Raw genomic sequence first — 13556 nt, 5'->3', positions numbered from 1 at the left:
CAGCCATGCCGATAACTTCACCTGATTTTTTTGCAGAAAATATTGGGTGAAAAACATGCAAATTGGCTACGTAAGGGTGTCAACAAATGACCAAAACACAGATCTTCAGCGACAAGCTCTCGAACGCGCAGGATGTGAACAGGTTTTTGAGGAAAAAATGAGCGGGACGGTAGCGAACCGGCCAGCGCTTAAAAAGCTTCTTCGAACGCTGAGTGAGGGCGATACGCTGGTAGTGTGGAAGCTGGATCGCCTCGGGCGAAGCATGCGGAACTTGGTACTGCTGGTCGACGAACTCCGGCAGCGCGGCATCCATTTCAAAAGCCTTACGGACAGCATCGACACTTCCAGTCCAATGGGGCGATTCATTTTTCACATCATGTCAGCCCTGGCCGAGATGGAGAGGGAGTTAATCGTGGAACGTACCAGGGCAGGACTGGCGGCAGCCCGGGAGAAAGGGCGCATAGGCGGAAGACGGCCGAAGTTAACCCCTGAGCAATGGGCGCAGGCTGGCAGGCTGATTTCAAACGGCGTGGACAGAAAGCAGGTGGCAATTATCTATGATGTGGCCGTATGTACTTTGTATAAGAAATTCCCAGCCCTCAAGGGAATCAGCGAAACGTAAATGATTATAGATCATCAGGATTATTAGATGTGCAGATCCCAACTTTAACCAGACAGAATATCATCAATGCCAGAACTATTACGACGATAGTAGAGATTATGAGCGTTATCATAAATGACCCTTATATGATTTTATTTTTTAGACTGTGTGAATCAAAAAAAATTCCAAACAGTTAAAAATATGTGACTTAAGTTAGGATGGTATTGAATGCCGTACTACATAGAATGTAATGAGTGCGGCGGCTGGCTATCCCGCATCAAACTAGCTTACTCAGGTTATTATGATCGGCTGGACAAAATTCATAATGAGCAATTACCCGAGGGATGAAAACATACATACAAAATTGAGAGTCCTTAAATATCAGCGAATTCGCAAAAATCTGGCCATATCCTTGAAGCTACCTCACCATTTTTTTCATTTTTTACCTTTGAGTCTGGGCACAAATGTAAGGGTTTTTTCTTCTGGTGATATCATCAAAAAAATGACCATAGGCGTAGGCTCTAAATTTTTAATCCTACGAAGAATGCCATAAAGTCGCTGTTTTAACTTGGCTGCGCCGTCTTTTTCAGACTCCCAATCTAAAACCATTTGTTTTTCAATTCCGATGTAGGTGTTTTGAGGAAATCTCACTCCACTACCAGATTTTTCCAAATATTGACGACTACTTAAGAAATCTACAATCAAGGAGTTATCCATTTGATTGAAGGGCTTGCTTTCGAACATTAGCAACACCGTATAACTTATGATTTTCATAGAAATCTCATGGGTAGGTTCAGGCCATGTGAACGGTATGTTAGTTAAAATAGCGACAATGTGTATTGTTTAACATTAAAGAAATGTATCGTCTGCTATATAAAAAAAAGCCTACACCAGGTAGGCAATGCTGATGATTTCTAATTATTTTTATAATGCTTCTTGTTCAATATCTTCCGCGATGTTGGTAAAAAACACCGAAGCTTATAGATACTTTCGTGCCGCATCAAAAATTTCCTGAGAGGTTAGCTCTCGATCTGATGCAACATAGACAACTTCATGGTCCCCTGTTAAAGAGGGGAAACCGGCTGACATTATCTGAAGATTGATCTCTTCTCCACCAGGGTACTGTTCGAGTATTGATGTTACGCCTTTAAGCACAGTGACAACCTTACTTGGTTTACCATTAAAGAAAATGATTACTTTTTTCATATATCACCATGTATCCAAACGAATTTAGCGGTCGTGGCTGTTCGGTAAGTGTTGCTTTTTTCTATGTATTGTTTGTTTTTCGAAATTAAAACAAGCAATATCCTGCCTTAGCGTGTACTGTAGTAGCCCATTTGAACTGGAGAAGCCTGTGTCTGCACGTAAAAACAATCAATTCCGCCGAAATTATTTAGTCAAATGCCCTTGTCCAAACTGCTCAAAAGATTCGGAGCATAGTTACAATCGTGTACAAAAGGGATCTCAATTAGTATGCCCTTACTGTAATGCTTTGTTCAAAGCCCCTGAACGTTACTAAAAAACTCATACAATAAATAAGATGTGATGCTTTTGGAGGCTGCCTAACCTCTTACGCACTTTAATATTTTATAAGCAGTTAGCTTCTGCTTTGAGACTATTCATGCAGCAGTCCTGCATTTCATCACATCGGTCAGCAAACTTGACGGTGCTGAAATATGCTGGCCTGTTGTAATGATATTCGCAAACGATAAATGACTCTTCTTGTTTTTTAATTCGTATAAGCTTAAACGGCCATTGAGGGGGTTATTTATCGCAGAGCGTAACATTTGCAGCTGTCGGACCTTTAGTACCGGCAATGATAACAAATTTCACTTTTTGTCCTTCAAAAAGAGTTTTGAATGTCTTTCCCTGTAGTGAAGAAGAGTGAACAAGGATATCTTTACTTCCATCGAGTGGGGAGATAAAACCAAAACCTTTATCTTCGTTAAACCACTTAACAAGACCTATCATTTTTGAAGACATAAAAACTCCCCTTGAACACTTAAGAAGTTACAACTTCATGAAAAGAAACGCATAATGGCATACGTATGGACTCAAGAGGAGGGATATCAGAGATAGCACCTGGTTATGAGGATTACTTAGAAAAAGTCAGATTCACATTGCATCGAACTAACCAGATCATTAAGGCACGCGTTAAACTATTTAGCAAGTTTTATTTTAGCCATCTGGGAGGCTATGAAAATTAGATTAGCTAATTCAAATTTTTCCTGTATAGTAAAATTGGATTTCACAAAAGGAAATTATTTGACTCTTAAAATGACAGGCGTTGTCAAAAGTTTTGACTGCAAGAGTGGGAAGGGGTTCATTATACCATCGGATGGGCGTAAAGATGTTTTCTTACACATCTCTGCATTAAACAATAGCGAAAACCAAACGTTAAGTCCTGGTGTTCGTGTTGAGTTCTACCGTATAAATGGACTCAGTGGTCCAATGGCGGCAAACATATTTCTTTCTTAAAAATACGCTATTGTGAGACTAGCTAAAAGGTGCAGGTCTAACTGATATTAGATTTGATTGTTATATGCTCTATCAAATTCCTCCCTTGGTTTTTTACATTTCCAACTGTACGCGTTACCGCATGCCAGTTGAACTTATCGGCGGGCACTGCACCGTCTGAAGCTATCTCTAACGCTTTATTCCCTCCAACGTCCAGCCGCATCCACTCTCTTGCAGCTTCTGGCGACAGAACCAGCGGCCGCCGATCGTGTATATCGACCAGGCCATTATCTGCTTCCGATGTCACAATGAGAAAACCTTCTGCATCATCGCCGCGCTCAAACGGTGTGCTGCCGATCGCCGCCATAAAAATCGGTTGACCGTCGGCACGGTGTATGAAGTAGGGCTGTTTCTTATCACCTTCCTTTTTCCATTCGAACCATCCATCCGCGAAGCAGATCGCCCGGCCGTGCTGCCACAGCGGTTTAAACATTCGGCTGGAAGCCGCCGTTTCGATGCGCGCGTTGATCAGAGGCGTTTTATCCCACCATCCTGGCGCGTAACCCCAGAGCACCGGATCGAGATGTAGTTTTTCGTCGCGTTCGCTCTTCAGCAGTACTTTGGTACCGGGCGCGACGTTGTAACGTCCAATAGGTTCCGGGTCATAAGCGATGTCATGATCGGCTTCATCGGCCAGGTAAGCCAGATATTCTTCACGGGTTTGGGCTTGTGCAAAACGTCCACACATAGAAACCTCCAGTCAGTCAGACTGAAAGTATAGGGCAGGGAGAAAAAGTAGCGTGCGCTGGTTAATGGTGAAGTCTTACAAGCGGAATCGTGGCGATTATGCTGATCAGGTAGAGATGCGTGAAGCGGTGTGTTGCGAAACTGGAAGGAGCTACGCAAGAGAGGGGGATTTTGGGGGCAGATTTGGGGGCATTTTGAAAGAAGGGACATCGATAGGGGCACAAAAAAGACCGTGCACGTCCGTAGATGTCCGTTAAGCGTTTTTAGCTAACTCATTGAAATATATTTATTTATCAGGATTTCAATGAGTTGCGAACTTTCTGCACACTAAAACTGTACAAACAGCTTTTTCATTAAATATCACCGACACGCAACGCTAGCGTTTCTGTTCACCATCATTAACGCTATCAAAGCAGGGTTTACATCTGCTGACAACATTCATAACGGCGGAGCAGCGCATAATACCAGGCGCGGGCTTTCTGGAAAGTAAGGGGTGTGCACAAGAAAGGGCTCCAACTCATTAAGGTTTCTTATCGAATCAGAGCATTGCAGGCATAGGTTATTCGTTAGCGATATTAATGATTACGCCGTAATCCTATTATTAACGGATTAGTGGTAAAGCCGTGCGGGCATTTTCGCGCGTTACAATGCACTGAATAGGAACAGGTTTTTGTTTCGCTTTCTTTATTAAACGGGCACGCCATTTTATTTTTTATCTCTTCCCATAGCGCTTCCCGGTAGGGTGACACGTTATAAAGTGATATCTGGCTAAATTCTCCATTAATGAACACGCCGTTTTTCGTAGGGTGAATTCTGTCTCCCGGCACTAAATATATATCGCTTTCGTACCAGATAATTAATCTGATCAGTTTAAGGCCAACGATGCAGGAGTAAACAATGCCTGTATTAGGACAGATCACAGAACTTAAAACGCGCCATGCCATTATGCTTCCCTCAGGTTAGGATGATAAGTCTGTAATTTTGTTTAGCACGAGATTTCAAGTTAATCAATATCGTAACTTATTGATATTGATCGTTATTTTATTTGGGCATAGATTATTCCCTTTCATTTCAATGATATAATCCTCACGGAGGTGAGGGTTTTTTTATGATTTTTTCTCACGGAAGGAGAGTGTCGGTTAAATTTTGATCGAGAAAAGGTTTTAACATTTCGGTGTAATCTTGAGGAATTGTCCGAACGTTTCATTGCCATTACGATGGAAAAACACATCGTAATGGCAATGCGCAAAATAATTAAATGGCGTCTCCCGGACGTTTCACTTTGGCTATCAGCTTTTCGGTAATCGACAGGCCTTCCGCGATACCCTCATCAATGACGGAAATACCGTGTTCGTCGATCAGTTCAAGGAGCGCTTCATAGGTCTGGATCAGTTCCAGAAGATTAAAGAGGGCTTTTTGGTCGTGCCGGGTAGGCAGCATTTGGCTGGCTGTGGTTTGATGAACAATCCATTCAAGGTTGGTTTTAATGTTCTCTACATCATCGTAGCTATACATATTTCATAGGCTTAAATCCTCATATCAAGATTTTTTTGGAGAAGTACGGCTTGCAACGTCACTGTCAGAAGCGTGTCACTGCTTAGAAGCTCTGAAGGTTAAGAAGAACTGGGGCAAGCGGCAGAAGCGGTTCCTGGTTTATGTCGCTGCTGCTGGCATGTGCCCTGAAGAAGAAGGAGAAGTGCATACGTACAATTATGCAACATCTTGCTGTAATAGCAAGAAAAGTCTTATGCGCCGGGCACCATCAGGTTTCCCAGGCGTGCGGTGCAAACAGGTAGCCTTTGTTGCGCACGGTTTTGATGCGGTAGGGCTCAGTAGCGCTATCCAGCAGTTTCTTACGCAGACGTGAAATCGCCACGTCAACGCTGCGATCCATCCCGTCGTAACTGACGCCGCGCAAATTTTTCAGCAACGCGTCCCGGTCCATAATTTGCCCGGCATGGGTTGCCAGCTCCCACAGCAGGTCAAAATCTGCGGTTGAGAGCGCAATCAGCTCACCGGAAAGCGTAACCTGGCGGTTAACCGGGTCGATAGAAAGCGTGCCGAACCGCATCGCTTTATGCGGCGTTAAAGAAGGCGCAGGCGCATCACGTTCGGCGCTGGCGCGCTGGCGCAGATGCAGGCGTAAGCGGGCAAGCAGGACCGCCGGGGGCGTGGTTTTGAGGATGTAGTCATTCGCGCCCATCTCAAGCGACAGAATATGATTCATATCGCTGTCCAGCGATGTCAGCAGCACGATCGGGCCGTCCCACTTCGCGCGTAGGTCCCGGCAGAGCGTCATGCCATCTTTTCCGGGCAGCATGATATCCAGCAGCACCAGATCCGGATTTTCGCGGGTGACGACGTCCTCAGCGCGATCGCCACGAGGCTCGACAACCACGTCCATATCATGTTTACCCAGATAAGCGGCGATCAATTGCCCCACTTCGGGTTCATCTTCAACATAAACAATCTTATTCATACAACGTCTGTTATCGCGAAAAACGTCAACATACACCGCGCAACCTTAACCTTCCATTAATCTTTCTCAATTAGCCGGAGTTCCGTTATGCTGCGTAGCATTGTTATTTGATTGTTAAGGGAAAAGCATGGGGCTGGTGATAAAAGCCGCGCTGGGTGCGCTGGTGGTGTTACTGATTGGGGTGCTGGCTAAAACGAAGAACTATTACATTGCCGGGCTGATCCCGCTGTTCCCGACGTTTGCGTTAATCGCACACTATATCGTGGCCTCCGAGCGGGGTATTGAGGCGTTGCGCGCCACGATCGTCTTCGGGATGTGGTCAATCATCCCGTATTTTATCTATCTGCTGTCGCTGTGGTACTTCACCGGGTTTCTGCGTCTGCCCGTGGCGCTGGGCGGGGCGGTGGTCTGCTGGAGCCTCAGCGCCTGGGTACTCATATTCTTCTGGAGCCGCTTTCACTAGCGCAGCGGACGGCCACCGTCCACGGCGAACGTTCGGCCCGTGACGTAGCAGCTGGTCAGCAGATAATCGATCAGGTCGATCACTTCTTTCTCGCCGGGCGCGATTTTCATCAGCGACTTGTTGAGCGCCTGCTGGCGATACTCGGCATCATCGCCCTCGTTGAACAAAATCATCGCCGGAGCAATCGCGTTGACCTTCACCTCGGGCGCCAGCTTGCGCGCAAACGAGCGGGTCATATTATCCAGGGCGGCTTTGCTGGCCGCGTAGGCGATGTGTTTGTCGCTTCCTCGCTCCACCACGTAATCGGTGAAATGGATAATGTCGCCTGCGGCATGGCCGTGTCCGCGCAGCAGATCCTGTAGGGCATGGTTGAGCAGATAAGGGGCGTTAACGTGGATCTGCATCATGCAGGCAAGCGTTTCGCTGAGCGAATGTCCGGCTTTTTCAGGGATCCAGGTGCTGGCGTTATGAATAATCGCCCGCAGCCCGTGGGTGGTGGATTTTACGTTTTCCGCAAAGGCGAGGATGCCTTCATCCGTGGAGAAATCCGCCTGAATGCATACCGCCCCTGCATTTCGAAGCCCTTCAATGGAGGGATACTCCGTTCGGTAACTGACGATAACCGGATGGCGAAGATTGAGAAAGTGATGGGCGAGGGCGAGGCCGATGCGACGGCCTGCGCCAGTGATTAATATTGGGCGTTGCTGCGTGTGTCCCATCGTAATCTCCTTTTCAGTTGAACAATGGGACAGGCGGCGCTATCCCATTAACATCCACGTTGCCGGCACGGCAGCGACTAACAGCAGACCTATCAACGCCATTTCGCGGCGTTTAAGGGCGTTATCAAGCTGATGCGTACGGCGAGCGTAGATAAACACCAGCAGGCCCGGCGCGTAGAGCACCACGGACAGCAGCAGATGCATCGGGCCGGAAGCATACAACAACCATAGACCGTAAATACAGGCGCCGACGCCGACCGCATAGTGTGCCGGGCGGGTCGCAATTTTTAACAGATATGCACCCACTAAGAAATAGGGTACCAGAATCATCTCGGAGGCGATGGTCAGCAGCGTGTTATAGTCCGAACCTGTGAGCCAGATCAGTACCAGACAAACCTGCACGCTGATGTTGGTGAGCCACAGCGAGGCCGATGGCGCGCTGTTTTTGTTCTGACGGGCAAAGAGGCGCGGGAAGGCTTTATGCGTGGCGGCCAGGAACGGCACTTCCGCGGCCATAATGGTCCAGCTCAGGTACGCGCCGCAGACGGAGACGATTAAACCCGCCGCGATTATCACGTCACCCCAGGGGCCCATCATCTTCACCATCAGCCCGGCCATGGACGGATTACGCATTTCCGCCAGTTCAGGGCGGGCCACCACGCCGAGCGACAGCAGCGTCACCAGCAGATATACGCCCAGCGCCGCCAGGACGGCCAGCAGCGTGGCGCGTCCCACGTCGCGCTTGTTGCGCGCGCGGGCAGAGACCACGACGGCCCCTTCAACACCGATGAACACCCACAGGGTGATCAGCATGGTATTTTTTACCTGTTCCCAGACGGGGACGCCCAGCGCAATGCCGCTGAAATCGAGCGTAAACACATCGAGACGGAAGGCAAGGAAGGCAAGGACGACGAACAGGCCAAGCGGCACCAGCTTGGCCAGCGTCGCCACCAGGTTGATGCTGGCCGCGGTCTGAACACCGCGCAAAATCAGCCAGTGGACGATCCACAGCAGCACCGAGGCGCCGACGATGGATTGCCAGGTATTGCCGTCACCAAACAGGCGCAGCTCGGGCGTATCGGTAAAGAAACTGAGCGCCGAGAAGACGATAACCAGATAGGAGACGTTGGCGATCACCGCACACAGCCAGTAACCCCAGGCGGAGCAGAAGCCAATCAGCTCGCCGAAACCTTCACGGGCGTAAGTGAATATTCCGCCGTCCAGATCCGGGCGAATACGGGTCAGCAGCAGCATGGCGAACGCCAGCAGCAAAATCCCGACACCGGTAATGCCCCAGCCAATCAGTAATGCGGCAGGGCTGGCAACGGCCGCCATGTTCTGCGGCAAACTGAATACGCCCGCGCCCAGCATTGAGCTCAATACAAGTGCAGTTAAAGCACTCAGGCCAAGTTTCTTTTCCATTGGCTTCCTGTTATGAAAGGTCCAAACCCAGAATAATTATTTCGCTAAGGCGCATAAAAATGGTGGATCACACTAAGGCGCGGGATTTTACGGAGTGTGACGGATGCATGCAATGACGTGGGGCAGAAATCAGAAAAAAAGTAACAAAAAAGGCGGCAGTGTGCCGCCTTTATGAAACCGTTTTGTTACTTGTACAGATCGGCGCTGATGGTCAGGTTGTTACCGCGTTCCTGCCACTGGCGGGTGATGTGGTAGTACTTCGCACCTTTCTTCGCGGCACGCTTCGCCACCTGATAGGAGATTTCCGTCATGTTGCCGTAGTTGCCCGTAAACTTGATGCTGTCGAACGGCACCATCTGCGCGGCGGTGGCTTTGTTCAGCTCTTCAATTTTCGTGCCGTCTGGCAACGTAACGGTATAACGACCGCCTTTCGTGGATTGGGTTTCAAAGAAACGGCCCACTTCAGCGCTTGGTGCAGCAGACGTTGCTACGCCCGGGATTTCCACTTTCTTCGCTTCTTCACCGCCTTTCGCTAACGCGGCGCGACCGGCGTCTGAATCCGCTGGAATCGCATCCGGGCTTTGCACCACGCGTTTTTTCGCATCTTGCTTATAGATGAAGGCGGTGATGCGCTGGTTTCCACCCTGGTTGGCATCTACCTGACGCACGATGTAGAACGCGTAAGCGCCTTTTTCTCGCGCGGCTTTGGTGATGGCATCGTTAACTTCAGGCTGGCTGCGGTAGAAGCCCTGAACGGTAACGGTATCATACGGTTCCAGCTGAACGGCCTGATCTTTCGGCAGTTCAACAATGCCGTTAATCACGCGGTTTTTCTGTTCATCCGCTTTCGGGGCATTCTCTTTGTACAGCGCAACGGTCACGCGCTGGTTGCCGCTGTTGCCCTGATCGGACTGGTCAACAACGTAAAACGAGGCAGCGCCGTTTTTATCGGCGGCTTTTGATGCAGCGGCGACGGCATCGCCAATGGAGTTATAGCGACCCACAATGACCGTATGGTCAAAAGGTTTTAACGCTGCCGCTTGCTCCGGCGTTAACTCTGTCGCGGCATTCGCAGACAGGGCGGTCGCGGAAAGAAGTGCGGACGCCAGGAGTGTGTTCTTAAGCTTCATAAAAATAATCCTTCGCCTTGCGCAAACCATGTACTGGTGTTGTTGTTAATTTGAGACGGTCCCGATTATGGCATTTAACACCCGTCGCTGTCTGCGGCATTTTTCACAGCCTGTGCTCACCAAAGGATCTGATTCGATAACATTTAGTGATATGTGGAAAAAACAGACGTTTGACAAGCAAAACTGATAAAGCATATGACTTTTACAAGTTAATTTAATGTTAATGAGTTGTTCTTTTATGGCGCTATATCATGTTTTTACCGCTTCGCTTGCGCGATTTATCGGTCCTGAAGGCGAATTTAAGGTAAATATCTCTGTCAGTGACCCCGATCGCTTATTTTTCACAGATAAAGTAATAAATAGTGTTTTCTGGCGGTAGATCGCGGGCGCTATTTTCAGTAGGTTATAGAAAGTTTGTTACTGTTTTATTTTCCGGGGTTAATCATTCTCCGCCGCTATCACGCTGGCGAAAATTGATACAAACCGCGGGCTATTATCGACAAACCATCATCAAAAACCGATGGAAGGGAAAACTATGCGTATTGGGGTACCAAAAGAACGGTTAGCCAATGAAACCCGCGTAGCGGCAACACCGAAAACGGTGGAGCAACTGCTTAAGCTGGGTTTTACCGTCGCGATTGAAAGCGGCGCGGGCAAACTGGCGAGTTTCGATGACGAGGCCTTTATTCAGGCTGGCGCGGACGTCGTGGACGGTGCTGAAGTCTGGCAATCACCCATTATTCTGAAGGTCAATGCACCGGAAGAGAGTGAAATTGAACTGCTGAACGCGGGCACCACGCTGGTGAGTTTTGTCTGGCCAGCCCAAAACCCGGAGCTGATGGAGAAGCTGGCGGCACGCGGCGTCACCGTGATGGCAATGGACTCCGTGCCGCGTATTTCGCGCGCGCAGTCTCTGGATGCGCTGAGCTCTATGGCGAACATTGCCGGCTATCGCGCCATTGTCGAAGCTGCTCATGAGTTTGGTCGCTTCTTTACCGGTCAAATTACGGCGGCAGGTAAAGTACCACCCGCAAAAGTGATGGTGATTGGTGCCGGTGTGGCAGGCCTTGCCGCTATCGGGGCGGCAAACAGCCTGGGCGCTATTGTCCGCGCGTTTGACACCCGGCCGGAAGTGAAGGAGCAGGTGCAGAGTATGGGCGCCGAGTTCCTTGAGCTGGACTTCAAGGAAGAGGCGGGCAGCGGTGATGGTTACGCGAAGGTCATGTCTGAGGCCTTTATCAAAGCGGAAATGGCGCTTTTTGCGGCGCAGGCGAAAGAGGTGGACATTATTGTCACCACCGCGCTTATTCCGGGTAAACCGGCACCGAAGCTGATCACCCGAGAAATGGTAGACTCCATGCAGCCGGGCAGCGTGATTGTCGATCTGGCGGCGCAAAACGGCGGTAACTGTGAATATACCGTGCCAAATCAGGTGACGACGACCGCGAACGGCGTGAAGGTGATCGGCTATACCGACCTGCCGGGGCGTCTGCCAACCCAGTCCTCTCAACTGTACGGCACGAACCTCGTTAACCTGCTGAAACTGCTCTGCAAAGAGAAAGATGGCAACATCACCGTTGATTTTGATGATGTGGTGGTGCGCGGCGTGACCGTGGTGCGTGAAGGTGAAATCACCTGGCCTGCACCGCCGATTCAGGTTTCTGCTCAGCCTCAGGCTGCCCCGAAAGCGGCGCCAGAGCCCGTTGAGCCAGCGAAACCGGCATCACCGTGGCGCAAATACGTCATCATGGCGCTGGTCATTATCCTGTTTGGCTGGCTGGCGGACGTCGCGCCAAAAGAGTTCCTTGGCCACTTCACCGTCTTCGCGCTCTCCTGCGTGGTCGGTTACTACGTTGTATGGAACGTCTCCCATGCGCTGCATACGCCGCTGATGTCGGTCACCAATGCCATCTCCGGGATTATTGTGGTTGGGGCATTGCTGCAAATTGGTCACGGCGGCTGGATCAGCTTCCTGAGCTTTATTGCGGTGCTGATCGCCAGTATCAATATTTTCGGTGGTTTCACCGTGACTCAGCGCATGCTGAAAATGTTTCGTAAAGGCTAAGGGGTAGCATATGTCTGGAGGATTAGTCACAGCCGCATACATTGTTGCTGCAATCCTGTTTATTTTCAGTCTGGCGGGGCTTTCCAAACACGAAACGTCTCAGCAGGGAAATAACTTTGGTATCGCCGGGATGGCGATTGCGCTGATTGCCACCATCTTCGGGCCGGACACCGGCAACGTGGCGTGGATCCTGGTGGCGATGATCATCGGCGGCGCGATTGGTATTCGTCTGGCGAAACGCGTAGAAATGACCGAGATGCCGGAGCTGGTTGCTATTCTGCACAGCTTCGTGGGTCTGGCTGCGGTGCTGGTGGGCTTTAACAGCTACCTGTACCACGAACCGGGCCTGGAGCCGATTCTGGTTAACATTCACCTGACTGAAGTGTTCCTTGGCATCTTCATCGGTGCAGTGACCTTCACCGGGTCGATTGTGGCGTTCGGCAAGCTGCGCGGTAAGATTTCGTCTAAGCCGCTGATGCTGCCTAACCGCCACAAGCTGAACCTGGCGGCGCTGGTCGTTTCCTTTGTGCTGCTGGTGATCTTCGTGCGCACCGAAAGCGTAGGCTTGCAGGTGCTGGCGTTACTGGTGATGACCATTATCGCGCTGGCGTTCGGCTGGCATCTGGTGGCGTCTATCGGTGGGGCAGATATGCCGGTGGTCGTTTCCATGCTGAACTCCTACTCCGGTTGGGCAGCGGCGGCGGCAGGCTTTATGCTGAGCAACGATCTGCTGATTGTCACCGGTGCGCTGGTCGGTTCTTCCGGTGCGATCCTGTCTTACATCATGTGTAAGGCGATGAACCGTTCGTTTATCAGCGTCATCGCCGGTGGCTTCGGTTCTGACGGTTCTTCTACCGGCTCTGACGAAGAAGTGGGCGAACACAGAGAGATAAGCGCGGAAGACACCGCAGAGATGCTGAAAAACTCGCATTCCGTCATCATTACCCCGGGTTACGGCATGGCGGTGGCGCAGGCGCAGTATCCGGTGGCGGAAATCACGGAAAAACTGCGCGCGCGCGGTATCAAGGTGCGCTTTGGTATTCATCCGGTGGCGGGGCGTCTGCCAGGCCACATGAACGTGCTGCTGGCGGAAGCGAAGGTGCCTTACGACATCGTGCTGGAAATGGACGAGATCAACGATGATTTCGCCGATACCGACACCGTGCTGGTGATTGGCGCCAACGACACCGTTAACCCGGCAGCGCAGGAAGATCCGCGCAGCCCGATTGCGGGCATGCCGGTTCTGGAAGTGTGGAAGGCGCAGAACGTCATTGTCTTCAAACGCTCTATGAATACCGGCTACGCTGGCGTGCAGAACCCGCTGTTCTTTAAAGAGAACACCCACATGCTGTTTGGCGACGCCAAGGCCAGCGTGGATGCGATTCTGAAATCGCTTTAATTTCGCTTCATCCTGCCAAACCGCCCCCTGGGGCGGTTTTCTTATTTCTGCGGTCAGCCATTCTCCTCTGTCTA

The 13556-nt window shown here is 50.2% G+C and carries 17 protein-coding genes; 6 read left to right on the top strand and 11 right to left on the bottom strand.

The window, feature by feature from the left end; genetic code table 11:
* Positions 1-55 precede the first annotated feature (55 nt).
* On the top strand, positions 56-622 hold the full coding sequence (locus E0L16_RS08850; RefSeq protein ID WP_131636839.1) for a recombinase family protein: 567 nt from the start codon (positions 56-58) through the stop codon (positions 620-622).
* A 4-nt stretch (positions 623-626) separates the two neighbouring features.
* On the opposite strand, the gene E0L16_RS22340 is transcribed toward E0L16_RS08850, so the two are convergent.
* From E0L16_RS22340 to E0L16_RS08840, 3 genes are all read right to left on the bottom strand, one after another.
* Positions 627-734: a YnaM/YnfT family protein gene (locus tag E0L16_RS22340; RefSeq protein ID WP_350188533.1), complete on the bottom strand. Its 108-nt coding sequence runs from the start codon at positions 732-734 to the stop codon at positions 627-629.
* Between the two features lie 302 nt (positions 735-1036).
* Positions 1037-1375 carry a hypothetical protein gene (locus tag E0L16_RS08845; RefSeq protein ID WP_131636744.1) on the bottom strand — a complete coding sequence of 113 codons (339 nt, stop codon included), beginning with the start codon at positions 1373-1375 and terminating at the stop codon, positions 1037-1039.
* A gap of 204 nt (positions 1376-1579) precedes the next feature.
* A complete protein-coding gene (locus E0L16_RS08840) occupies positions 1580-1807 on the bottom strand; it encodes a hypothetical protein (RefSeq protein ID WP_032645629.1) in 228 nt (75 codons plus the stop codon).
* A gap of 112 nt (positions 1808-1919) precedes the next feature.
* Between E0L16_RS08840 and E0L16_RS22190 the strand changes: the two genes are divergently transcribed.
* Positions 1920-2120: a YnfU family zinc-binding protein gene (locus E0L16_RS22190; RefSeq protein ID WP_308464266.1), complete on the top strand. Its 201-nt coding sequence runs from the start codon at positions 1920-1922 to the stop codon at positions 2118-2120.
* Between the two features lie 245 nt (positions 2121-2365).
* Here the strand turns inward: E0L16_RS22190 and E0L16_RS08835 are convergent, their stop codons facing one another.
* A complete protein-coding gene (locus E0L16_RS08835) occupies positions 2366-2584 on the bottom strand; it encodes a cold shock domain-containing protein (protein ID WP_131636743.1) in 219 nt (72 codons plus the stop codon).
* Between the two features lie 282 nt (positions 2585-2866).
* Between E0L16_RS08835 and cspF the strand changes: the two genes are divergently transcribed.
* Positions 2867-3079 carry a cold shock-like protein CspF gene (gene cspF, locus E0L16_RS08830; RefSeq protein WP_131636838.1) on the top strand — a complete coding sequence of 71 codons (213 nt, stop codon included), beginning with the start codon at positions 2867-2869 and terminating at the stop codon, positions 3077-3079.
* Between the two features lie 37 nt (positions 3080-3116).
* Here cspF and E0L16_RS08825 read toward each other — a convergent pair whose 3' ends face one another.
* The 4 genes from E0L16_RS08825 to rstA form a co-directional block, all read right to left on the bottom strand.
* A complete protein-coding gene (locus tag E0L16_RS08825; RefSeq protein ID WP_064910646.1) occupies positions 3117-3806 on the bottom strand; it encodes an SOS response-associated peptidase in 690 nt (229 codons plus the stop codon).
* 574 nt (positions 3807-4380) lie between these two features.
* Complete coding sequence (gene iraM, locus E0L16_RS08820) at positions 4381-4749, bottom strand: anti-adapter protein IraM (protein WP_074161062.1); 369 nt, start codon at positions 4747-4749, stop codon at positions 4381-4383.
* A gap of 310 nt (positions 4750-5059) precedes the next feature.
* Entirely contained in the window at positions 5060-5320 is a 261-nt protein-coding gene (locus E0L16_RS08815; RefSeq protein ID WP_107535237.1) for a hypothetical protein, read from the bottom strand.
* 247 nt (positions 5321-5567) lie between these two features.
* Positions 5568-6284, bottom strand: a complete 717-nt coding sequence (gene rstA, locus E0L16_RS08810; protein WP_107535238.1) for a two-component system response regulator RstA — start codon at positions 6282-6284, stop codon at positions 5568-5570.
* Positions 6285-6411: 127 nt separating this feature from the next.
* On the opposite strand from rstA, the gene E0L16_RS08805 reads away from it, so the two are divergent.
* Positions 6412-6747 carry a GlpM family protein gene (locus E0L16_RS08805; RefSeq protein ID WP_063451511.1) on the top strand — a complete coding sequence of 112 codons (336 nt, stop codon included), beginning with the start codon at positions 6412-6414 and terminating at the stop codon, positions 6745-6747.
* Here the strand turns inward: E0L16_RS08805 and folM are convergent.
* The 3 genes from folM to ydgH all read right to left on the bottom strand — a co-directional run bounded on the left by folM (position 6744) and on the right by ydgH (position 10018).
* The gene (folM, locus tag E0L16_RS08800) at positions 6744-7466 is read right to left on the bottom strand and encodes a dihydromonapterin reductase (protein ID WP_131636742.1); all 723 of its coding nucleotides are present in this window, start codon (positions 7464-7466) and stop codon (positions 6744-6746) included. The genes E0L16_RS08805 and folM overlap by 4 nt on opposite strands.
* Before the next feature lie 39 nt (positions 7467-7505).
* A complete protein-coding gene (locus E0L16_RS08795) occupies positions 7506-8888 on the bottom strand; it encodes an amino acid permease (RefSeq protein ID WP_064910640.1) in 1383 nt (460 codons plus the stop codon).
* 185 nt (positions 8889-9073) lie between these two features.
* Positions 9074-10018, bottom strand: coding sequence for a DUF1471 family protein YdgH (gene ydgH / locus E0L16_RS08790; protein ID WP_063451508.1), 945 nt, complete (start codon positions 10016-10018; stop codon positions 9074-9076).
* Between the two features lie 535 nt (positions 10019-10553).
* Here ydgH and pntA point away from each other — a divergent pair.
* Together pntA and pntB are read left to right on the top strand one after the other, a co-directional pair.
* Complete coding sequence (gene pntA, locus E0L16_RS08780) at positions 10554-12083, top strand: Re/Si-specific NAD(P)(+) transhydrogenase subunit alpha (protein ID WP_131636741.1); 1530 nt, start codon at positions 10554-10556, stop codon at positions 12081-12083.
* Positions 12084-12093: 10 nt separating this feature from the next.
* Positions 12094-13482 (top strand): Re/Si-specific NAD(P)(+) transhydrogenase subunit beta, encoded by a 1389-nt coding sequence (gene pntB / locus E0L16_RS08775; RefSeq protein ID WP_131636740.1) that lies wholly within the window; start codon positions 12094-12096, stop codon positions 13480-13482.
* The last annotated feature ends 74 nt before the right edge of the window (positions 13483-13556 follow it).

The sequence above is a fragment of the Enterobacter quasihormaechei genome (genome assembly GCF_004331385.1).
In the GTDB taxonomy this organism is placed as follows: Bacteria; Pseudomonadota; Gammaproteobacteria; order Enterobacterales; family Enterobacteriaceae; genus Enterobacter; species Enterobacter quasihormaechei.
The sequence above is the reverse complement of the archived record's forward strand: the minus strand, read 5'-3'. Positions and strand labels throughout refer to the sequence as shown.

What these genes read in the sequence shown, in the direction of transcription:
- E0L16_RS08850 (WP_131636839.1), top strand. Translation starts at nt 56, where the DNA reads ATGCAAATTGGCTACGTAAGGGTGTCAACAAATGACCAAAACACAGAT.
- E0L16_RS22340 (WP_350188533.1), bottom strand. Translation starts at nt 734, where the DNA reads ATGATAACGCTCATAATCTCTACTATCGTCGTAATAGTTCTGGCATTG.
- E0L16_RS08845 (WP_131636744.1), bottom strand. Translation starts at nt 1,375, where the DNA reads ATGAAAATCATAAGTTATACGGTGTTGCTAATGTTCGAAAGCAAGCCC.
- E0L16_RS08840 (WP_032645629.1), bottom strand. Translation starts at nt 1,807, where the DNA reads ATGAAAAAAGTAATCATTTTCTTTAATGGTAAACCAAGTAAGGTTGTC.
- E0L16_RS08835 (WP_131636743.1), bottom strand. Translation starts at nt 2,584, where the DNA reads ATGTCTTCAAAAATGATAGGTCTTGTTAAGTGGTTTAACGAAGATAAA.
- E0L16_RS08825 (WP_064910646.1), bottom strand. Translation starts at nt 3,806, where the DNA reads ATGTGTGGACGTTTTGCACAAGCCCAAACCCGTGAAGAATATCTGGCT.
- iraM (WP_074161062.1), bottom strand. Translation starts at nt 4,749, where the DNA reads ATGGCATGGCGCGTTTTAAGTTCTGTGATCTGTCCTAATACAGGCATT.
- E0L16_RS08815 (WP_107535237.1), bottom strand. Translation starts at nt 5,320, where the DNA reads ATGTATAGCTACGATGATGTAGAGAACATTAAAACCAACCTTGAATGG.
- rstA (WP_107535238.1), bottom strand. Translation starts at nt 6,284, where the DNA reads ATGAATAAGATTGTTTATGTTGAAGATGAACCCGAAGTGGGGCAATTG.
- E0L16_RS08805 (WP_063451511.1), top strand. Translation starts at nt 6,412, where the DNA reads ATGGGGCTGGTGATAAAAGCCGCGCTGGGTGCGCTGGTGGTGTTACTG.
- folM (WP_131636742.1), bottom strand. Translation starts at nt 7,466, where the DNA reads ATGGGACACACGCAGCAACGCCCAATATTAATCACTGGCGCAGGCCGT.
- E0L16_RS08795 (WP_064910640.1), bottom strand. Translation starts at nt 8,888, where the DNA reads ATGGAAAAGAAACTTGGCCTGAGTGCTTTAACTGCACTTGTATTGAGC.
- ydgH (WP_063451508.1), bottom strand. Translation starts at nt 10,018, where the DNA reads ATGAAGCTTAAGAACACACTCCTGGCGTCCGCACTTCTTTCCGCGACC.
- pntA (WP_131636741.1), top strand. Translation starts at nt 10,554, where the DNA reads ATGCGTATTGGGGTACCAAAAGAACGGTTAGCCAATGAAACCCGCGTA.
- pntB (WP_131636740.1), top strand. Translation starts at nt 12,094, where the DNA reads ATGTCTGGAGGATTAGTCACAGCCGCATACATTGTTGCTGCAATCCTG.